Source organism: Marinomonas foliarum (assembly GCF_003337275.1).
GTDB classification, from domain to species: domain Bacteria; phylum Pseudomonadota; class Gammaproteobacteria; order Pseudomonadales; family Marinomonadaceae; genus Marinomonas; species Marinomonas foliarum.
The window spans coordinates 40,498-60,567 of sequence record NZ_QPJQ01000028.1 but is presented as its reverse complement, the minus strand read 5'-3'; the positions used below and the strand labels follow the sequence as shown (position 1 = coordinate 60,567).

Annotated in this window: 20 protein-coding genes and 2 pseudogenes; 10 read left to right on the top strand and 12 right to left on the bottom strand. The window is 43.1% G+C overall.

The annotated features are described in order from the left end of the window. From DFP77_RS14110 to DFP77_RS14100, 3 genes are all read left to right on the top strand, one after another. Positions 1–603: Mu transposase domain-containing protein (locus DFP77_RS14110; protein WP_139248968.1), on the top strand; the 603-nt coding region annotated here is incomplete at its 5' end. 10 nt (positions 604–613) lie between these two features. Continuing rightward, positions 614–1,354: an IS21-like element ISVch3 family helper ATPase IstB gene (gene istB / locus DFP77_RS14105; protein WP_072842468.1), complete on the top strand. Its 741-nt coding sequence runs from the start codon at positions 614–616 to the stop codon at positions 1,352–1,354. Between the two features lie 989 nt (positions 1,355–2,343). Then, positions 2,344–3,732, top strand: coding sequence for a replication initiation protein (locus tag DFP77_RS14100; RefSeq protein WP_072842469.1), 1,389 nt, complete (start codon positions 2,344–2,346; stop codon positions 3,730–3,732). Between the two features lie 192 nt (positions 3,733–3,924). On the opposite strand, the gene DFP77_RS19865 is transcribed toward DFP77_RS14100, so the two are convergent. The 10 genes and pseudogenes from DFP77_RS19865 to DFP77_RS14050 all read right to left on the bottom strand — a co-directional run bounded on the left by DFP77_RS19865 (position 3,925) and on the right by DFP77_RS14050 (position 11,704). After that, on the bottom strand, positions 3,925–4,089 hold the full coding sequence (locus tag DFP77_RS19865) for a hypothetical protein (protein WP_258861169.1): 165 nt from the start codon (positions 4,087–4,089) through the stop codon (positions 3,925–3,927). Continuing rightward, positions 4,073–4,993: a nucleotidyl transferase AbiEii/AbiGii toxin family protein gene (locus tag DFP77_RS14090; RefSeq protein WP_114412844.1), complete on the bottom strand. Its 921-nt coding sequence runs from the start codon at positions 4,991–4,993 to the stop codon at positions 4,073–4,075. Before DFP77_RS14090 ends, DFP77_RS19865 begins: the two co-directional genes overlap by 17 nt. Then, entirely contained in the window at positions 4,983–5,519 is a 537-nt protein-coding gene (gene abiEi / locus DFP77_RS14085) for a type IV toxin-antitoxin system AbiEi family antitoxin (protein ID WP_072842379.1), read from the bottom strand. The genes DFP77_RS14090 and abiEi overlap by 11 nt, the downstream gene beginning before the upstream one ends. A gap of 442 nt (positions 5,520–5,961) precedes the next feature. Beyond that, positions 5,962–6,441 (bottom strand): IncC plasmid conjugative DNA transfer DtrJ family protein, encoded by a 480-nt coding sequence (locus DFP77_RS14080; protein WP_258861170.1) that lies wholly within the window; start codon positions 6,439–6,441, stop codon positions 5,962–5,964. Between the two features lie 121 nt (positions 6,442–6,562). After that, positions 6,563–6,835, bottom strand: a complete 273-nt coding sequence (locus DFP77_RS14075; protein WP_072842378.1) for a hypothetical protein — start codon at positions 6,833–6,835, stop codon at positions 6,563–6,565. A gap of 275 nt (positions 6,836–7,110) precedes the next feature. Then, a pseudogene (gene traD / locus DFP77_RS14070) lies at positions 7,111–8,277 on the bottom strand (conjugative transfer system coupling protein TraD); the annotation flags it as partial. Positions 8,278–8,287: 10 nt separating this feature from the next. Then, positions 8,288–8,692, bottom strand: a complete 405-nt coding sequence (locus tag DFP77_RS14065; RefSeq protein ID WP_181858562.1) for a hypothetical protein — start codon at positions 8,690–8,692, stop codon at positions 8,288–8,290. A gap of 736 nt (positions 8,693–9,428) precedes the next feature. After that, on the bottom strand, positions 9,429–9,707 hold the full coding sequence (locus tag DFP77_RS14060; protein WP_072842376.1) for a helix-turn-helix domain-containing protein: 279 nt from the start codon (positions 9,705–9,707) through the stop codon (positions 9,429–9,431). 8 nt (positions 9,708–9,715) lie between these two features. Next, a complete protein-coding gene (locus tag DFP77_RS14055; RefSeq protein ID WP_072842375.1) occupies positions 9,716–10,915 on the bottom strand; it encodes a ParB/RepB/Spo0J family partition protein in 1,200 nt (399 codons plus the stop codon). 3 nt (positions 10,916–10,918) lie between these two features. Then, positions 10,919–11,704, bottom strand: coding sequence for a ParA family protein (locus DFP77_RS14050; RefSeq protein ID WP_072842374.1), 786 nt, complete (start codon positions 11,702–11,704; stop codon positions 10,919–10,921). 444 nt (positions 11,705–12,148) lie between these two features. On the opposite strand from DFP77_RS14050, the pseudogene DFP77_RS19860 reads away from it, so the two are divergent. Together DFP77_RS19860 and DFP77_RS19855 are read left to right on the top strand one after the other, a co-directional pair. Next, positions 12,149–12,268 (top strand): annotated as a pseudogene (locus DFP77_RS19860) (IS5/IS1182 family transposase); the annotation flags it as partial. A 110-nt stretch (positions 12,269–12,378) separates the two neighbouring features. After that, complete coding sequence (locus tag DFP77_RS19855) at positions 12,379–12,858, top strand: hypothetical protein (RefSeq protein WP_139248955.1); 480 nt, start codon at positions 12,379–12,381, stop codon at positions 12,856–12,858. Positions 12,859–12,886: 28 nt separating this feature from the next. On the opposite strand, the gene DFP77_RS14040 is transcribed toward DFP77_RS19855, so the two are convergent. Further along, complete coding sequence (locus DFP77_RS14040; RefSeq protein ID WP_139248953.1) at positions 12,887–13,234, bottom strand: transposase; 348 nt, start codon at positions 13,232–13,234, stop codon at positions 12,887–12,889. A gap of 428 nt (positions 13,235–13,662) precedes the next feature. Here DFP77_RS14040 and DFP77_RS14035 point away from each other — a divergent pair, with 428 nt between their 5' ends. From DFP77_RS14035 to DFP77_RS14015, 5 genes are all read left to right on the top strand, one after another. After that, positions 13,663–14,655, top strand: a complete 993-nt coding sequence (locus DFP77_RS14035) for an ABC transporter substrate-binding protein (protein ID WP_072842373.1) — start codon at positions 13,663–13,665, stop codon at positions 14,653–14,655. A 115-nt stretch (positions 14,656–14,770) separates the two neighbouring features. After that, positions 14,771–15,766 carry a TAXI family TRAP transporter solute-binding subunit gene (locus tag DFP77_RS14030; RefSeq protein ID WP_309477164.1) on the top strand — a complete coding sequence of 332 codons (996 nt, stop codon included), beginning with the start codon at positions 14,771–14,773 and terminating at the stop codon, positions 15,764–15,766. A 34-nt stretch (positions 15,767–15,800) separates the two neighbouring features. Next, entirely contained in the window at positions 15,801–17,723 is a 1,923-nt protein-coding gene (locus DFP77_RS14025) for a TRAP transporter permease (protein ID WP_114412843.1), read from the top strand. A 12-nt stretch (positions 17,724–17,735) separates the two neighbouring features. Further along, on the top strand, positions 17,736–18,644 hold the full coding sequence (locus tag DFP77_RS14020; protein WP_084122671.1) for a DMT family transporter: 909 nt from the start codon (positions 17,736–17,738) through the stop codon (positions 18,642–18,644). Positions 18,645–18,731: 87 nt separating this feature from the next. Further along, positions 18,732–19,115: a group II truncated hemoglobin gene (locus DFP77_RS14015; RefSeq protein WP_072842371.1), complete on the top strand. Its 384-nt coding sequence runs from the start codon at positions 18,732–18,734 to the stop codon at positions 19,113–19,115. A 66-nt stretch (positions 19,116–19,181) separates the two neighbouring features. On the opposite strand, the gene DFP77_RS20090 is transcribed toward DFP77_RS14015, so the two are convergent. Beyond that, the gene (locus DFP77_RS20090; protein ID WP_502506789.1) at positions 19,182–19,478 is read right to left on the bottom strand and encodes a putative antibiotic biosynthesis monooxygenase; all 297 of its coding nucleotides are present in this window, start codon (positions 19,476–19,478) and stop codon (positions 19,182–19,184) included. Between the last annotated feature and the right edge of the window lie 592 nt (positions 19,479–20,070).

Here is a 20,070-nt window from a genome sequence, read left to right as displayed (position 1 = left end):
GACAAACTCGATAAACCTGCATTAAAGCCCCTTCTTAGGCAGCGTTACCTGTACACCGAAACCAAACGAGCCAAAGTTGGCCCCGACTACCACATCGAATATCTCCGTCATTACTACTCGGTTCCCCATCAACTTGTGGGCCATCATATCGAACTGGAAGCCTCCAACCGTCTAGTGCAGATCTACCATCAAGGGAACTTGGTTGCTCAGCATCCACGTAGCCAAAGGGAGCGTGGAACCAGCACTCACTCTGAACACATGCCGAGCAATCATCAACATCAAAAGTGGTCGCCTGGACGTTTGCTCAGTTGGGGCGCCAATATCGGCCCAGCCACACGAGAAGTGGTGAATAAGATGCTGAGCTCCAAGCCTCATCCAGAGCAGTCTTATCGTTCCTGTCTAGGGTTACTTAATCTGAGTAAAGCCCATGGTGAGTCGCGCTTAGAGCAGGCCTGTCAAGATGCGCTGATGCTGACAAAACCTAATTATACCTTCATTAATAACCTGCTTAAGAACCATCGGGAAGGACAGCTGAGCAAAGACAATACGAACACCCCGAACCTTGTTCACAGCAATGTTCGTGGTCTGAACTGTTATCACTAGGAGAAATAATATGAACGCACTGAGTGATCAACTCAAAACCCTTCGCTTGAGCCATGCGGCGAAAGCGTTAGAGCAGCAACAAGAACAACTGAGCACCTACGCAGAGCTGGACTTCGAGGAAAGGCTCAGCCTGCTTCTGGAGAGTGAAATTTTGAATCGCAACCAGACTAAAATCCAACGACTTAAACGACAAGCTAAGTTGAGAGTTGACGCCCAAGCAAGCCAACTCGCGTACAAAGAAGGACGTAACCTTAATCGCAGACAGATGAGTGAACTTCTAACGGGCAGCTATCTGCACAAACATCAGAACATCTTGATCACAGGCCCAACAGGTGCAGGAAAAACGTACCTTGGTTGCGCACTGGCAACCAGTGCCTGTGACCAACAACACACGGTCAGATACTACCGATTAACTCGCCTGCTCGATGACCTGAGCGCAGGTCGACTGGATGGCAGTTATCAAAAACAACTTCAATCGCTTGCTAAGAAAACCTTACTGATCCTCGACGACTGGGGAATGGAGAAACTGACTCAGGATCATGCAGGGCACCTGTTAGAGGTGCTTGAAGATCGTTATCAAAACAGCAGCACAATCGTCATCAGTCAGTTACCTGTAAAAGAGTGGTACAACATGATCGAAAACGCGACCGTCGGGGATGCACTGATGGATAGGCTGGTACACAACAGTCATCGAATAGAACTGGGAGGTGAGTCAATGAGAAGACTGGCGCAATCCGAACACTTAGAGTAAAAATAGGGAAAGAGAAAAAGTGCTGGTTCAAGTGTTCGGAATAAACCGAAACAAGCGTTCGCAATCACCGGAATACGCACAAAAGCAAGTGTGGCGGCCTATCTACTCGCTCTGGAATACGAACAGGTTTCATAAAACTTACTTTTAATTAGTTTCTTCTTATTTTGCTTTAGGCAAAGTTCTGCATCTAATGCGTTATGGTCTTTTTTGGGCAGTTACAGCATTTTCAGGTACTCAATTAGAAAAGAATCAGAGGTAGACAAAGCACTGAGCTAAAATAAAAACTTTTCGCATGTGAAAGATTCTTGGCAATCAGAATGAATTTCTGTTTCGATTCTGAATCGATGCGAATTTTTGACCTAAAGTTGGAGAGAGAGGCGGAGGGATTAAAGCACTTTTTAATAAAAGTCATTCTATCCACAGGCATGTTTATTTATTTATTCTTGTTTACCTTGTTTATACTTGTTTAGATGTGGATAACTTATTGATTTATATGAACATAGTTCAAGAAGTTGCTACATAAAGCCAGTAAGTTGCTACATAAAGCTAGTAGGTTGCTACATTTGGGCAGCAGGTTGCTACATAAAATCAGTAAATTGCTACGTTTGGTTAGTAAGTTGCTACATAAAGCCAGCAAACAGCTCTGTTTTGCTACGTTTAACCAGTAAGTTGCTACGGAAGATCATTGAAAAGTGGCCTTTTGAGTGATTGAAGTGACATTTTGTAGTAACTTTAGGGTTAAGCGCTGACTTTATGTAGCAACTTATAGATTTTATGGTCTAAAGTTGCTACGTTTGATCAGTAAAAAGAGCCATGGCTCTATTTTTTGGTTAAATCACTGGCTTTATGTAGCAACTTTTAGGCTTTGCGGTCGTAAGGACTACATTTTTATCAATGTGAAAGGGCAAAATGCCTTTTTTTGGCTGAGTCACTGGCTTTATGTAGCAACTTTTTGACATCAAAGAGAAGCTAATCAGGTGTAGGTTTTTATGATAGGCGAAAACGAAGTTCTTGAAGGCACACTAGAGCATGACGGCACCGAAATTGATTGTGTTAAAAACGTTACCCCCGAGTTAGCTTTAAAGAATGACTTAGTCATTTATAAGGATAATGCTCTAGTGTGGGGAAGATTTGATCTGTCGAAGGTTGAACTGAAAATTGTGAACGCACTGATTGCGCTAATAAATCCTCTTGAACCTTTCAAAAAGCAAAACCAGTGGAATTTTACGAAGGCCGATCTTGAAAACTTGGGTGTGTCGTCAATTGGAAATCTTCATCGACATATTGATGAGATAACAACCAACCTACAAAGCCAGATTATTAGGTTGCCAATGAAAGACAAAGATGGAAAACAGATCGACGACGGAAAATCGTTTGAGAAAGTGAACCTCTTTTATAAATCAAAATGGGATGATAAAGAAAAAATTGCTTCTTTTAGCTTTCACCCCGAACTGGAACCTTATCTTATCAATCTCAAAGGCCATTTTACTAAATACCATTTACATCATGTCCAAGGGATGGAGTCACAATATGGTATTAGATTGTATGAGTTACTGAGGAGTATTTATTCGCTAGAGAAGGTAAAGAAAGGGAACTTCAGTATTAGTCTGCCGCTTAGCTATGATAAATTGCGTGAAGTGCTTGAACTGGGTGATAAATATCCTCGTTTTAGCAATTTCCATACAAGGGTACTTCAACCTGCTGTAGATGATTTAAACACTACTGACATTGATGTGAAGTACAGTTTTCCAGATCGCCTCACGCCAAAATCAACGGCCAAGGTGAAAACAATCGTATTCACTATAACGACGAAGTTTGGTTATCACCCAACTAAAATAGTTAAAGGCTCGCTTGTTCCGATAGAGGGGGAAAACGAAGTTCGATTGTCTGTTAAGCGTCAGCTTAATCTTTTCTTCAAGTCCTCTGTTTCCGACAGGTTAATAGCCACCTATGGCGTAACACGCTGTCTCTCCAATATGAAGCTCCTTTCCGCAGAGGACAGTGCCACAAAAATTAAGAATGCCGCTGGATGGCTTAATAAAGCCATTGAAGAGGATTATGCGAATTCAGATACTGGTGCTGATTTGGTTGATTTGCTTAAAGTGTCAACGGAGACAGACGTCCATAAGAAACGTTTTTTGGAGGAGCAACTTATGCCTATTTGGCCGAGCTTGGAGTCCGAGGAGCAAAGGGACTTTCTTCAACACCGCTTCGACCAAGGCGCAGTAGCTGTTCGCTTTGCACAATACTACGCCGCTTCATTGTCTGGGAATATTCCAGCTCCAGCTATACAGGTAAAAACAGTTAATGCTAAAGCAGATCGTGACGCAGTAAATGCGGAGCTTACTAATCTTTTAAATACAGATTGGGCGTTTTGATCAAATATATGCCGCATACTCGTCGGCTTTAGCCACGAGTAGTTCACTAATGGCTTCATGTAACAATTCAAATTTCGTTACTTTTACGCCAAATGAACGTCTACAAACGGTTTGTTTCTTAGTTGGTGGGATCGCTTCAAGTTCAATGCACGAATCGCTATTGAGCTCTCTGACGGTTCACAATAAAACCACTTAAAACTGACCTCTGATGACTCTAGGAGAGATATTGGCTAGGTCTAGGTCTAGGTCTAGGTCTAGGTCTAGGTCTAGGGCTGTGGTGATACCCAAGGCACTTAAAAGATTTGGGTCTACAAAGTCACTGCTTTGTGGACCCAATTTTTTACATTCTAAATTCATTATTAGTAACGTTGCCTAGAAATTCGTTACTCACAGTTTTAAATAGTTTCGCCAAATTATTTTGCAGGTAAACTTGAAACTTATCCTGAGCTAGGGTTCTATCAAATACATCTGTTGGTAAGAAACGTTTCATTTCTGCAATGAATGCTTCACTAGACACAATATCAGGAAGTCGTTCGAGAAAGTTTTCTAACATTTTGTTGAAGTGTTCAAGTTTATAATCTGACGCCTTTTTCTTAACTAAGTCCATATTGAGTGTCGCGCCTTGTTGCTGTAACCAAGCTAAATCCCATATATCTCGGTGGCGGACATACCTTGTTGTGGCAGGTAAAGAAATGATTTTATCCGCCATGACTTCATCCAAGCTTTCTGTCAAAATTAGCGTATCACTGTACCCATCAGGCAAAAAATCATAGTTTATTTGAAGAGGTTGCGGCTCTCTTGTATAGGCTGGAATGTTTGCCACTTCTACCTTGATTTTTTGTTTTGGTAAATCTTTTCTCTCAGGAGAAGTCACTACCGCTATTTGCCACTTATCAATGCTCAATTCAGAATATTTAGGATCTTGCTTTAGATCCTTTGGTTCTTTTACTGTCACTTCAAGCCCGTATCGTTCGCCAGTGTACTTTTCTATACAATGTTTCATGTCTGCCAATATTGCTGAGCTGAAATCCTTCCCGCCAACAAAATCAAGATCTTCGCTTAAACGATTGCCTCCATAACAAAGTCGTAACGACGTGCCACCTTGAAAAGTTAGTTTGTCTAAAAGTCCACCCTTCTCTAGCGCAAATAAAATATCGTAGTGTAAGAGCTCTTTCTCTATCACTGAACGCATATGAGATACATTTTCAACCTTCATTGCTTTATTCACCAATAGCGCGAAATTTTCTTGATCAATTTTCATATAGCCCATCCTTGCTTACTAAATGTGTATTTCGACCAACTCGTTTTAAGTCTCTGTATGCCGTTTGTTTCGTTGCTAACCTAAGTGGTCTGCCGACTAAACTGGTATTTTCTATAATATCCATTGGATCTCGTTTCGTATGCGTAAATTCAATTGTACCCAAAGGTGTTTTGAATTCACCGGAACGCCCCGTTGTCATAACCGTTAAGCGATCTACTGGAATTTGCGAAATAACACCGAAATCAGAAAGTGCTGACTCCAGGCTAATGTAGTTATATTCCCCACGTCGAATAGTTTTAGCAATTTGCTCCAACGTATCACTGCCTTTCGACTGCGCTAAATTGAATAAGTACACACCATTAATCATTCGGATGAGTAAGCCATCTTCTTGCAAACGTTTAATTCCAGCGCGCAAAGTTCGATCATTATCTTGATGAAAAATTTTGGCTAGATCTGAATTAGTAAAAACACAGCGACTACGCTTGTCATATTCTAAGAGCTTTTTAATTGCCTCAGACTTTTTCACAATACACCTCTAGTTAGCAAAAATGACATTTAAAGATGTCATAATTGTAGACTTAATTTCGGTAGGACACAAGATTACAATAATGACACTTAAAGATGTCAAATTTGTTAACTTGACTGCTAGGAGGGATTGAAAGGACTTGGTTAGTTTGAATTAATCGTGCGGTCGACCACAAAAAACTGTTCTCTACACAGTTCTTTTTTAAGATCGTACGCGACAATATTGCATAGCCCATCAATGGCTTTAGGACTGTCGATTGAGTTATATATTTCTATTGTCCGCCTTGATCTCTTTCACATGTGAAAGATACTGTGTGATCGATTCGAAATAGTTAAGTTAAAAGTAGATCGAGAGCCTAGCTTTAAAAAACCATTAATGCCTTTCTTGTCCTCTTTCACATGTGAAAGATTTCGGATGGTCAGAATTGACCACCCAGAAACAATCAAACTCTTTTTTGAAAATTACCGATGGCAAAACCGATGAGTATGCAGGCAATCATCATAACAACAGGTATAACAAGAGGGCTTACGGCGAAGGGAGAAAAAGAAACAACGCAGAAAGCGAGAAACAAGTAACCTATCGATCTAATGCCATAACTGTGAATAATAGGCGAAGCATAATCAAAGTTTGTTCTTTTGATCCGCCACGTCATCAGACCATCGTAGACAGCTGGAACAAGAAGTATCAGCATGTAAGGCGACCAAACAACAAGCAACGCAATTCTTGCCAGAAATTGGTAAACCACTTCAGATAATGTGTTTATTCTGCCTTTAATCCAATCAAACCAGAACTGCCCCATATCCTCCATGCCTCTTGATGCTTTCCGCGCCTTTTCTGTAGGAATGAACGTTCGGTAGATTCCTCTTTCTATGCCAGAATCGATCATGATGAGTTTATGCCAACTGTCAGCTTTATTGTTTATCTAATCGCTCGTTTTAGGGCCAAGACTTGACTCAACATACGCGCTTTCTTTTCGTATTGCATCTTTGGTAAAGCTACCGGGTACAAGCAGCAATACCGCGCCAAGCTCAATAACGAGTATGCTAACTATCAGCCATAAGGGTATTTTTATACTTAGCTCTCCTTAATACATTTTTTACTTTATGGCTGGTTATGAGGTTAAACAGCGGGTCTCGAATTATTTCCTTATTAGTATCCTCACCGGATGACGCGTCCCCTTCTCTGCTTATAATCATAAAATCTGTGATGGAATTAACTTCGACACAGCTTCTTGCTAACACTTTAATCCCTAGTGCTGTCGATGCTTCCGAGATTAAGGCTTCTAAGAAAACAGCAAATCGCATAGGATCTGGCATCTTCTTTCCTTTTTTAAAATAGACAGCTTCACCATATCGATACAGCGCCTTTTCTATTATTTGATAGACTTCCTCATCTTCAAGATCGGATTCATAATAAAAGCACTCGCTTATCCTTTCTAAAATGAATAGAGAAATCGGCCAATCAAATTATAATAGCGATAGCAGTTCAATATTTTTCTTGCCTTTAGATCTTAATTAAAGCCCGCTGGTCACTTGGTAATAAGGGTTCTTGTACATTGTGCCTCCTTTAACATGGTTTATGTTTGCACTTATTACTCTAGAATTGGCAGGCGACCTTTTATTAGCCTTCCACCAGAAATGGTTGCGAAAAACTCTAAATTTGGCAGCATACCGAGTAGTTGAGGTTGTATTAAATCGGATTCCTCTTCTATTAAACGCTCTCCTTGGTTGCCACCGTGCATAGCCGGTTCGTCTCCGTGCGTATTTTGTCCTTGCGTCCTCATGACGTATTTCACCCTAGTTTTTGGCAAATTGCTGGTGATGTATTCTTGTGTTTCTGTATTAAGCACACGCAAAGCAAATTTGTTGTTAAGGTTCCCTAGAACCTGAATGGCTTTGTCCTTGCTGCCCATTCTGGCTGAGAAATCTGAAAAAGTTTGCGTTGCAACAAAAAGGCGAAGCTTTGCACCACGACCTTTGTTTAGCAGCTGAATAAAAGGATCGTTTATCACTTCAGCTGCCTCATCTACAAAGATATTCACGACTCTATTGTTCACTCCAAAGTTGTATCGATCACCTGCAACGGCGGTGAGATCTGACAGCATTATTGAGCCGATAGCACTACCAACCATGCTGTCCGTGAGTGAATCGAGGCCAATGTAAGCAACTTGGCCGTTGTTTATGATTTTTGCTGTATCTGTTATGCCACGCAGGTCGTGGAGGTCTGTAGCGTCAGGAGAAAGCATCTTTCCTAACTCTCCTGATGTCAGCATATTCATTATTGGCAGTAGATTTGAAACCATCTTTGAAAAGTGAGTGGCGTCGTGCTGAAACATGCTTAACAAACCTTCAAGTTCAGAACTTGGGTAGTCCGGCTGAATGACATCATAATAAAATCGCAACAGAGCGAACGCCAGCTTCTCTTTATGGCCGTTTTTGGCCTTGTCTTTATAAGGTTGTGCTAAATTTTCCCAATCCTTAAGGTTTTTTTCTGCATAGGCTTCCACGGCTTTGATCACTAAACCGGCCGGGCCACCTTCCAGAAATCGACGAAGCAACGTTAAGTTTGGTCTTTGGTACGTCATGACCAACCCTTGAGCGATGTTATTAAGGGCTTGCCATGTAAAGCTCTTAAATGAATTTGCACCGGCTTCTGAAGGTATTAAAGCTGCAAGACGACTCGCTATTTCAGTGACTCGCGTAAAGTATCTAAGAGGGTCGATGCGAATAGATTCATCAGGGAGCGCTGGATGGAAAGAAACATACTTTTCAAGCTCTTTTAACTAGCGGTCTTGCTGGAGTTTTGTTTTGCTCCTGCCATGCAGCCGGTTGAGATTTTGGCTTTGGGTTTGACTTTACTGCTTTTTCTTTACTTGTTGTTCCGCTTGTTTTCTTCTTACTGACAGCATCGATTTGATCTTTCATTGGTAAATAGTCATTAGCATTAGCGTCACTGTCTGAAGAGATGGCATTTAAAATCATTGATGAAATTTCTGGGATAAGAACAACATCCTTAACGCCTCTAAAGCTTTGAATTTTCTTATTCGGCATGACCGGATCGCCAGATACCAAGGCTGTACTCCATAAAGAAGCCAGCACTTCAGATGATTCTCCCAACTTTTTTGCACCATCGGGATAAAGTATGGCTAATTGGTTATTCATCATGACAAACAAAACATCACCAAGAGTCTCTATCTAAAAGAGGAAGCACCGCCTTCTTCACTAAATCGGTTACCGCGTCAGAATATTTATCGAGTTTGGTGATTAATTCCGCTTTTGCTTCTTCTATACCCTGATTCTATCTTTTTCAATATTCTGTATCTTTCAAAACACTTGGATCGCCGGGATCGGCAAGATCTATGTCAGATGGAGGCTTTTTCTTGCGAAGTTTTGCTTCATTATCATGAGCATCAGAAAGCTTATTGGGGGGCTTTTTTCTTAGTGTTTGCATTAGGCGAGTCAGAGGTCTCTTTAACTCCAAACCCTTCAGTGGCAAAATCCAGACTTAAATCATCATTTTGACTGATCTCGCTTTGAATTTTCAGGTGTAGCCGACGATCAATACGTTGTGGAATTTGAGATCTGATGGTTGAAGTCCAATCTTTCACATGTGAAAGATTGGACCTCTAGTATAACACGAGCTGTTCTGTGTAATCAGAAATACTAATTTCAGGGATCTTCAATACGATCTACAGATCGATTTATAATGCGATTTACGGTTTCGTGTTCAGTGTCCTTCACTAGAGAAACTAGGTCATCAATCGATATAAAACGAAGTTTTACCTCCATGATTTTTTTGTTACGCCTAGAAATAATGACGGCCACTACCAATACAAAAAAACAATATCGATGCAGACAAAACATAAACACTGTTTATAGCACCCCCTCTAGTCTCGCTGTAAGAACACTCTTAAACCATAGATTTTATGTAAAACTTAAAGAACTCATCACGATCTATAACACCCCAATCGGCCAAAATATAATAGCCTACTGCGCCTCTATTACCGTCAGGCTCACGGACAAACAATATCCTCATGCCAAAGCATGCACGTATGGCCGCCAACTGCCTCTTAAGCGTAGATTCTGGAATGTCAGTCTCGTGCTGCAAGTACGACAGCGTTGGCCTCTCCACCTTCGACAGCGCGTTTATGATATCGAACTTTCTTTTTATATCATTCGACACTTCCATTCTGTCTCCTACTTCAAGCCTTTCATGCTTATAAGCTCAACGTCGGACGCTAATACAAGAACATCTTTCTCTTGAAAGTCTTCTGTCACTTTTACCCAAACAAAACTAGGCTCGTTACAAACTCTATTTAGTAACAATATGCCTGACTTAACATCATCGTCAATTAATGCGTTGACTGACAGTACGAGCTTTTTAGGATCAACGTACTTACATGCCTCGCCACCACCTTTATTATCGTCAGCTTCATTTGTACCATCGGCTTCGTAACCTTTTAAAAGGTCAATTTGATTTTCAGTATCACTGGGGTAGATTGTATCGTCTGTAGAATGTGAAGCAGATTTGTTGAAAGCTGTATCATCAGTACTTTCCTGGTCTGAAGAGTCACCACCTTTTAAATCTTCGTTAGACTCAAATCTTTCTACAATATTATTGGTAAGGCCCTCTTCAGGATCAACAACCACATTGGCTTTCTCTTTCTTAGCTTCTTCTTTTACACGCTTAGCGTCATTCAAAAGATCCCGGCTCTGCTTACGAGTAATGCCATCTTTTGTTGCAGATGCACAAATGGCCTTGCATTTCTTTTCGTTAAGATCAAAAAGTAAACGTAGGTTATTTAGCGTTTCGGTGTCTCCACAGATGCCTTTTTCATAAATATTTTGAACGCAATCTGGTAGCTTAAGCAAAGAAAGGTGCGTCGATACAAATATGGCACTTTTACCCAAGCGTTTTGCGATATCTACTTGCTTCCAGCCTTCACTTACGAACACTTTTAAAGCATTTGCTATTTCCATTGGAGCTAGATCTTCTCGCTGGATATTCTCTATAAGTTCACCAGCCACTTCATCCAAAGATGACATTTCTTTGTCGTTAACAATGATGTCTATTTGGTCTATACCAGCGACCCTTAACGCTCTCCAGCGACGCTCTCCTTTCTGAATAACATACTTACCACTGTCGTTCTTCGGGTAAACAATAACAGGGCTTTGCTGCCCCTCTACTTTCATTGTGTCAGCCAAGCCTTCAATGTTGATGAATTGCTTACGCACTTGATTCTTTGATTGAACATCATCTAGTGATACCGTGATAACTCTTTTGCTTTTTTTATCTGCTAACTCTGCACTGAACATGGATTTCTCATCTTCAGTTTTTCTGTTTGAGGCCGCTTTAGCCAAAGCGGATAAGCTCTGTAAATTTCCAATCTTAGCCATGTGTTACTCCGTTCTCTCTAATATTTCTTGCAGCACTGCTTCAACTTCTTTTGCGGCCACATGGCCATAACGAAGCTCCCAAACTGGAATCCCCTCCGTCACAGCGGAATCTAAGGGTGGACGGTGCATAATTTTATTTTTAAACAATAAATCTGGGATAGAGTCTTCAAGTTCTTTGAAAGCCCGCTCTTGGTTGATTGACCTGTCCATGTCATTAATTACAATGCCAAGTATTTCCAAGTAGCTGTTGTAACCTTCTTTGATACCGATGATTGTATTGAGGAGGCCTTCAACGCCATCTACAGCAAAGCCAGAAAGCTTAACCGGACAAACCACATGAGTTGACATAACTAAAGCAGCCACAAGTTTACGTCCAAGGCTGGGTGGACAATCTATCAGCACGTAATCGTAATTAAGAAACAATTCTTCGAGGTGTTTTGCCGGGTTCATAGCCTGATCAAGCTGAACCGTTTCTATCTCGAACAAGTCTGGATCGTTCTTGGTAGCATGAATGAGATCCATACCTGAAGGACATTTTAGAACTTCTATCTCACCGACATGATCGCCAAAAAGATCCGCTGTTTTTGTGCCTGAAAGGATTGGAGTGAAAAGATAATCCGCATCCTCAACTCTTGGAGCCAACCGGCTAGAAGTGTTGCCTTGACCGTCCATATCGATAACTAGGACTTTTTTCTTCTTTTTGATGGACAGATAAAAAGCCATCTGGATGCAGATAGTGCTTTTGCCCACTCCTCCTTTTTGATTCGCAAAGCTGATTACTTTTGCCATATATACTCCACCATTTATAAGTTTAGGAGGGCTAATTTTCTTTCACATGTGAAAGCCATCGAAGTATTGTATATCATTTAATGATTCTTAAAAATTGCTTAATGATCTACAAATAAAGAAAAAACGTAAAGAAAAGATCTATTCAACAAGATCCGTTCTTTTTCTGTTTAGTGCAGGGTGAAAATTAATCAGATGGCAATCTGTGTTAACACGATAATGACAAGGACGGCAGCAAAGGTATGCAGCTATAATAAAACGACTTACTGACTCAGAGAAATCTTCTAGCTGTTAAATTTCAGGATGAAAGATATCTCCTATTTAAAGAAGAAAAGAGCACGGTCTCAGGCTGCTCTATTAATAATAGGAGTTTACCGTGGGACACCTAGGGGAGATACGAATAAGTCCTATGTATGAGACAATTCATTTTAACCTTCGAGATTGACCATGTCGCATCAACTCACTTTTGCCGACAGCGGATTCAACAACAAGCGTCGTAAAACACGTAAAGAGATTTTCTTGGCTCGAATGGATAACTTGATGCTGTGGGATCAGCTTGCGGTTGTAGACGTTCTTGATCATGTACCAGTAGAAGTAGTGTCCCCTGACGGTGCTTGGTAGCCAGGTGATGTCCCAGCACCTCAGCTGGTTCGGGCTGTCGGCCACATGGGTGGTCAGTGTCCGCTTCACCAGTGGTCGGCTGCGACCACGCGGATGCTGTTGCTGGGCTTCCTTCAGTACGCGGTAGAAAGTCGACTCCGAAGCCAGCTAGGTGCCGCGATCGGCCAGGCGCGCCACGATCTGATGCGGCGGTAGACTGGCGAACTCCGCCTGGTTGGATACTTCCAGCACACTGCGGCGCTAGTCCGGACTCAGCTTGTTGGCCGGTACTGGGCGTGGCACGTTGGGGCGCCGATCCTCCGGACGGTGCTGCCAGCGTTGCAGTGTGTGCAGAGTCAGACCCAGCTCGGCATAGGCCTGGGCTCGACGTGCGCCCGTCGTTGATCAACTGCACGGATTCACGGCGATCTGGGGCGCTGATCATTCGTCCTCGTCCTTCCCCTAGAGCGCCTCGGCTTTTTTTCGCAGCACCAGAAGCGCTGCGGTTTCCGCCAGGGCCGCATCTTTGCGGCGCAACTCGCTCTCCAGCTGCTTGATCCGCTTCTTGACCGCTTTCTCCTCGTCTCATCTCCGGCGGGTTTTGGCTGGCCGGGCCGGTGTGTTGGCCTGCTCATAGGCTTGGCTCCACGCCTTGATCTTCTCGACATACAGACCCTTGCGCCGACAGTACTCCGCCTCATTGAGACCGGTACTCTCCAACACCACACGAAACTTGTCTTGTCTCGACCATTGATCGGCCTGCTTCCCACCTCTCGGCACCACGGCTCCTGCTGCTCTGGCTTGTTTACGCCAAGTATACAGGGTTGCATCGGTAATGCCGGTCGCCTTGACCAGCTCCGGCACACTGCGGTTCAACGGTGGCATCATCTGCCGTACCATCCATTCCCGGTGCTCTTTCGAATAACGCGCCACACAGCTCTCACTTCTGTCCACCGCACAATATTTAAAGAATCAATTCACACGACAACTATCCTGATATGGCGGGTTCCTTATTACGCTAAGTAATATTTGTTGACTGACGCAAATTTATGGGCTAGATTAAAAAATTAGATATCTAAACTTTTATATCTAAATTATTTTCTAATGAAGAAGGTAGTCACGCTGATACAGATGTGAAAGCTAGTCCTACTCGTTAAGCCCTTTTAGCTGCGACGAAGTGGATAAATAGCAAAGCCGCATACAATTCCGACTTTTAAAGTTTGTTGTGTTGGTAGTATAAGCGGCAGAGAATTATGGAATGCGAAGAGCTTGGTATCAGGAGAGAGCGGTAACGGATTTGTTTCTGAGTCCGCTGGACTGACGAGCCCACTAAAACAACTATAACGAAAGGTGTGAAGAGCATGAGTAAATTGAAATTATCTGTTGCCGTTGGTAACTACGATCGCATGAGACCTCTGGTAGACGGAGATGTTCAAATTGATGGGGTAGACCCCGTTTTTATGCTACATGATCCGGAAGAGATTTTTTTCCGTGCGTTCAGGCATGCAGATTTTGATATCACCGAGCTCTCAATGAGTAGCTATACGGTGAAAACTGCTGACAACAACAGCCCATACATCGGGGTGCCTGTTTTTCCTTCTCGTGCTTTTCGACATACGTCGGTCTACATCAGAACTGATCGTGGCATTAAGTCACCAGAGGATCTGAGAGGTAAGCGAGTCGGTGTGCCTGAATACCAATTGACAGCAAATGTTTGGGTTCGACTCTTTTTAGAGGAAGAGTATGGAGTTAAGCCTAATGAGATCGAGTGGGTTCGTGGAGGTTATGAAGACCCGGGCCGCGTTGAAAAAGTCAACCTGAATCTCACAGATGGTGTCGAAGTTAACAATATTCCTGAAGGTAAAACCCTATCAGGCATGCTCGCTGCTGGTGAGATAGATGCGGTGATCGGGCCTCGCGCACCAAGTTGTTTTGCAGCGGGACATCCTAATGTAGGGTACTTATTTGAAGACCCAATGGCTGAAGCGAAAGCTTGGTATGAGAAGACTAAGCTGTTCCCAATCATGCACCTTTTAGGGATTCGAAAAACATTAGTAGAAGAACATCCATGGCTTCCATTCTCTGTTTACAAAGCGTTTGAAAAATCGAAAACAATTGCTCTCGAACGTTTGTCTGATACGTCTGCGACCAAGGTGACTCTTCCATTTGTTGAGGATCAGCTTCGAGCTGCGAAGTTGATGATGGGTGATGATTTTTGGTCGTACGGATTCGATCAGAATAAACACACTCTAGAACGGTTCCTAGCACAACATCACGCGGAAGGTTTGTCGAAGCGATTAGTAACGCCTGAGGAATTATTTCACGCGTCAAGTATGGAGGGTTTCAAGATATAAATAGGGTGTCTGTCAGGCACTAGGTCACAGGTTAAATCTCCAGTACGAGATTAAATTGCTGTTACATAGTTGGTTATTAAGCAAACTCAAAAAACAAAAACAAAAGGAAAAGATTATGTTTTCAACCATTAAAAAAGGTATGGCCGGAACGCTGGTCTCCGCAGTATTAATGCTATCACCGATAGCGCACTCAGAAAGCTACGAGATGACTATAGCCGGTGCATCTCCTGGTGGGCTTTGGAGTCTGCTGGGAGCGGGTGTCGATGGCGCGGTTAGAGAGAGTTACGAGGGTTCTAAGATAACCTATCAGACTTCTGGTGGTGGCGTTGCTAACGTAGGATTGCTCGATCGTGATCAGGCAAACCTCGCGATTATTCATGATGCGGAGCTCCTGTTAGCAAAAAAAGGAGACGATCCGTTTCGTGAACCGATAGACTCAGCTCGTGTTTTGTCTTACCTCTACACTTGGGCGCCTATGCAGGCGCTGATTAGCAATAGCTTCGCAGAAGAATATGGCATTAAGGCTTTTGAAGACATCGCAAAAGTAAAACCACCAATCACGATTGCCATCAATAAACGCGGAAATATTGCGTCTAATATTGCAGTGGAAATGCTAGAAGCTATCGGTGTTACTGAAGCGGATATCGAGAGCTGGGGTGGCAAGATTATTTATGCTGCATCTGGCGAGCAGATTTCTCTGATTCAGGACCGCAGAGCAGATCTTCTGATCAATTCTCTCTTCGTAAAACATAGCTCGATTATGCAAGCGGCTAACAGTGTAGACCTTACTCTGCTGTCGATGGAAGAGGGCACTGTAGACGCTATAAATGCGGAGAGTGGGACTGTTTCTTTTGATATTCCAGCAGGAACATATGAGTTTTCTCCGAATGCCGTACATACGGCTTCTTTGGGGGCAACTCTGGCGGTTCGTGAGGACATGGATGAAGAGCTCGCTTACAACCTGACCAAGGCGTTGTTTGAAAATTACGAAACGATCGTGAGTGTTCACTCTGCGATGAAGGCGTTAACGCCCGAAATCATGGCTTCAGTAACCGTAGTTCCTTATCACAAGGGCGCACTCAAATATCTTGAAGAAGTTGGTTTGAAGTAAAACTATAACAAAAACAAGAGCAGGAATTATCTAAATGAAAGACATACTATCATTATTAATTCAGACGGGGTCCAAGCGCCGCCTCAGTTCAGGATTAGCGAAAATTATCCAGGCATTTGGCGCAATAATAGCATTGACAGTGATTTATACGACGACGGTTGTATATGTTGACCTGTTTGGAATGACAGTAGTATTTTTATCATCAATCCTTGTTCTGCTCTTCATTATGTATTCGGCCGGCCCCTGGGGTCGGTCTGATATGCCTGGACCGACTGATTGGGTTCTGTCGCTGGCTAGTGCGGCTGTTGGGATCTACTTTTTTGTTGAAAGTAGTCGGATTGTTGAGAGGATCACACTACTCTATCCTCTAGAAATGCCGGATCTCATAGCCGGTTCGATACTTCTATTCCTGACTATCGAAGCTACCAGACGAACTGTGGGTTTTGGTCTGACAAGTGTTGTAGCAGCGTTTGTAGTTTATAACTTATTTGGCCACGATCTTCCATTTGGGTTGGGCTTTCGTGAAGTTGGATTCAATCACTTTCTAGACATTATGATGTTTACGAGTGATGGGCTCTTTGGCGTTCCTCTTCGTGTTGCTGCCACCTACGCATTCCTTTTTGTTCTGTTCGGTACGTTTTTGTCTCGTGCGGGTGGTGCGGATTTCTTCTACAACCTGGCATCTGCTCTTGCAGGGCGCCGAGTTGGTGGTCCAGCTAAGATAGCAATTATTTCCTCAGGTCTTTACGGAACAATGTCAGGAAGTCCGACTTCTGATGTTGTTACCACGGGTTCAATTACGATCCCAATTATGAAACGCCTTGGTTATAGGAGTTCTTTGGCAGGTAGTGTGGAAGTTGCAGCCTCGACGGGAGGTAGTCTTTTGCCTCCGGTTATGGGATCAGCAGCTTTTATCATGGCGGAGTATACGGGTATCGAATACCGTGATATCGCGATAGCAGGTATTGTTCCCGCTTTGCTTTACTATCTGTGCGTATATGCGCAGGTTCATCTTCGCTCTCAGAAAATGGGACTGGGTGGACTTGGCGAAGATGAAGTGCCTAAAGTTAAGGATGCAATGTCTAACGGAGGTTTGTTTATCCTTCCGCTAGTTGTCCTTTCAGGGGCGTTGATTATGGGATTCTCGCCTACTTATGTTGCTGCCTTTGCCACCATAGGTGTGGTTGCAGTTGCGGCTGTAAAACCTTCAACTCGCATGGGTTTAAAGGCGATCTGGGAAGCCCTAGGTGAAACTACCGTTCGAATGGTTTCGGTTGTGGCTGCTTGTGCTGCTGCCGGCTTGGTAATCGGCGGAATTTCGATGACTGGGCTGGGTGGCAAGTTTGCTGATCTAGTGTTTTTGTTGGCAGGAAACACTACTTTCCTTGTTCTCGTAGTTTCTGCCATATTAGCAATCATCCTAGGTATGGGAATGCCGACACCCTCAGCCTTTATTTTGGCTGCGGTGCTCGTCGGACCGACCTTGGCTTCACTGGATTTCTCTCCTCTGCAGTCAAATATGTTCATCCTGTACTTTGCAGTATTGTCAGCAATGACACCGCCTGTAGCGGTAGCTGCATTCGCTGCTGCGGCGATTGCTGATGCCAAACCTCTGGGAATTGCGGTTGGTGCAGTGAAACTTGCGATAACTGCATTCATCGTACCCTTTGCATTTATGTATGGTGATGGGCTGCTTCTAGAAGGAAGTATCTCTCACATTGCAATTAGTTGTGTAGGTGCGGCCATCGGCGTAATCCTGTTGAGTGCTGCAGTGGAAGGGTTCTTCATAGAAGCGCTGAATGCAGCTGCTAGGGTAGCCCTATTTATTGCTGGCTTATTGTTTATCTCGCCTGGTGCAGTTCCTCTGATTACAGGCAGCATAATAGTGCTTTTGACTATCTTCGTTACTCCTCACTTGAGACAACGCGTGAAGGCAATGGTTACGAGTCGCGCTTAAAGGATTGGTCCGGTGGGCAGGGAAGCCCTAATCACTGGAGAGAGTAATAGAGTGGAGATACTTTGGGCGACGTTATCGTCAATGATGTTTGCTGGTACGTTTTTGCTAATAAAGATGGGTCGCCTAAACGCATCAAATTTGAGCGTCTTGTGGATAACGCTAACAGCTAACGTACTGTTTCTAGGTATTATATCTTTAGCTTGTTTATCGCCGCTCCCTTTCGATATATGGGAGTGGCGATACTTTATCCTCGCGGGTCTATTCGCTCCTCTACTGGGACGGCTATTCCAATTTATTGGAATGTCCACGTTAGGTACCAACGTTGCAACGGCTATTACGCTGACACACCCTTTAGTTTCTGTTGCGTTAGGGGTATTCGTAATAGGGGAAGCAGCTTCATACGCTCAAATGCATGGCGCTATTTCGGTAGTGCTAGGTTCTTTGCTTATCGGTATGTCAACTCAATCCAAGAGGGTAAAGATTCCAATCTTAAAGACATTTTTGTCTTTTTATGCACCAATACTTGCTTCTATTGCATATGGTGTATCGATATCGTTTAGAAAAATCGGAATTGAAAATGGTACTGATCCTATAGTGGCGAGTGCCATTACGGTAATCACATCGTGGATAGTTCTCACGGGGTACGTGGTATTTACAAGAACAAAAATCACATGCAATAGCCGGGAACTGAAGTATTTTTTAATCGCGGGTGTTCTTTCCAGTGTTGGGCCGGTGTTTCTTTATATTGCACTTGCCTCAGGAACATTGATCGTCGTAGCTCCGCTCGCTGCAACTACACCTCTATTTGTTCTTGCAGGTACATGGATTTATTCAAGGCAGAATGAGATTTTTAATCGTCGCATTTTATTTGGCGTGTCTTTTATTGTACTTGGAGTGATTCTTTTTACCGGTAAATTCTGAGAAGAGACACCTGGTAAATCTGATGCGCTGAAAGTGAGATCCAAAATTGGATTACTTCGAAATTAAAACTAAAACGGGAGTCATAAATTGGGAAAGTACGAATCACCCTATTTAGCACTTGGATCGGATGGAATAAAAGCGCTGGTAGATCATTTTTATGATCTGATGGATAACGCTCCGAAATACAAAGCACTTCGTGAGATGCATGCAGTCGACTTGTCCAGCGTCAGGGGTAAGTTGACAGACTATCTTATTGGTTGGATGGGTGGACCTCAGATTTATTTGGAAAAGTATGGCTCAGTATGTATGACTGGTCCGCATGAATCCTTCCGAATCGGGACTAAAGAAAGAGATCTATGGGTGGCATGCATGTATGAATCCATGGAGTCCATGGATGTGGATGATGAGGTTCAATTAATGCTCAGGAAGCCGCTGGCTAGGCTCGCAGACGCAGTACGAAACACACACTAAGTGTATCAGACTATCAGGCACCGAATTTGCTAGATGGCTTGATTCAGCAATCTGCCGACTGTCGTTCTAACGTCGCGAAAGCCATGGCATTAGTTTTCTAGAAAGGCAAGGAACAATAAATGTCGTAGTGAGTCCAGTTAGAATAGTTACCACTACGAGTAATCCTATCGCTTCATGTAGCGGGGAAATTATGGGGCGCAGAGTATTTATGAGAAGGATCAAAAGGGGATATACCGCTAGTATACTCAGAACCCAGTGTTTCCAAAGCAGTGGTGGCAGAGGCTGTGACGGAAGGCGGGTTACGGGCTCGAACCAAATATTCGAGCCGGATGTGTGTTCTCTTGAGATATCGGTGATATACATCTCTTCAATTGGTGCTAGGGCTTCAATTCTTTCTCGTGATTTTTTCCAAGTGTCCAGCGCTTTAACAGACTCGAAGCGAGTTACTAGGTAGAAGTCCACACCTTGCCCCCCTTTTCTTCGTATGATGTCTATAGATTCAAACCCGAGCGTAGCTTCTAGTTTGGGTATTAATCTACTTAAATGTTCGCTAAGCTGTCCATCATTTTCATGACTAACTCGAAAAGAAACCAGGTAGGAGGTTGAATCTGTCGCTAGATGTTCTGCGGTCAAAGGTGTTTCAGAAGTCATGAGTCAATTACCGAAGTTATATGAAAATTTAAAAGTACTCTTAGGTGCTTGCTGGAGTCATGACGAGCCAAATAAAAAACTGGTTGGATAGCTGGTCAAGTTGAAGTGTTTCGGCACCTTTTTCGCTTCAAGGATCAGTGTTCCTAAGTAATTTCTTGGTCCATACAACAGTTTGCAGAACAAGAAGGCGTTAAGCTCTCCACCCTGTATAGTTGGCAAAAGCAATTCAACACATCAGGATTTAGCGAGTCAAAAGTGAGTTCATCAGATAAGTGGTCAAATGAAGAAAAATTTGCTGTCGTAC

What these genes read in the sequence shown, in the direction of transcription:
- DFP77_RS14075 (WP_072842378.1), bottom strand. Translation starts at nt 6,835, where the DNA reads ATGCCAGATCCTATGCGATTTGCTGTTTTCTTAGAAGCCTTAATCTCG.
- DFP77_RS14100 (WP_072842469.1), top strand. Translation starts at nt 2,344, where the DNA reads ATGATAGGCGAAAACGAAGTTCTTGAAGGCACACTAGAGCATGACGGC.
- DFP77_RS14050 (WP_072842374.1), bottom strand. Translation starts at nt 11,704, where the DNA reads ATGGCAAAAGTAATCAGCTTTGCGAATCAAAAAGGAGGAGTGGGCAAA.
- DFP77_RS14025 (WP_114412843.1), top strand. Translation starts at nt 15,801, where the DNA reads ATGAAAGACATACTATCATTATTAATTCAGACGGGGTCCAAGCGCCGC.
- istB (WP_072842468.1), top strand. Translation starts at nt 614, where the DNA reads ATGAACGCACTGAGTGATCAACTCAAAACCCTTCGCTTGAGCCATGCG.
- DFP77_RS20090 (WP_502506789.1), bottom strand. Translation starts at nt 19,478, where the DNA reads ATGTATATCACCGATATCTCAAGAGAACACACATCCGGCTCGAATATT.
- DFP77_RS19865 (WP_258861169.1), bottom strand. Translation starts at nt 4,089, where the DNA reads ATGAATTTAGAATGTAAAAAATTGGGTCCACAAAGCAGTGACTTTGTA.
- DFP77_RS14090 (WP_114412844.1), bottom strand. Translation starts at nt 4,993, where the DNA reads ATGAAAATTGATCAAGAAAATTTCGCGCTATTGGTGAATAAAGCAATG.
- DFP77_RS14035 (WP_072842373.1), top strand. Translation starts at nt 13,663, where the DNA reads ATGAGTAAATTGAAATTATCTGTTGCCGTTGGTAACTACGATCGCATG.
- DFP77_RS14055 (WP_072842375.1), bottom strand. Translation starts at nt 10,915, where the DNA reads ATGGCTAAGATTGGAAATTTACAGAGCTTATCCGCTTTGGCTAAAGCG.
- DFP77_RS14060 (WP_072842376.1), bottom strand. Translation starts at nt 9,707, where the DNA reads ATGGAAGTGTCGAATGATATAAAAAGAAAGTTCGATATCATAAACGCG.
- DFP77_RS14030 (WP_309477164.1), top strand. Translation starts at nt 14,771, where the DNA reads ATGTTTTCAACCATTAAAAAAGGTATGGCCGGAACGCTGGTCTCCGCA.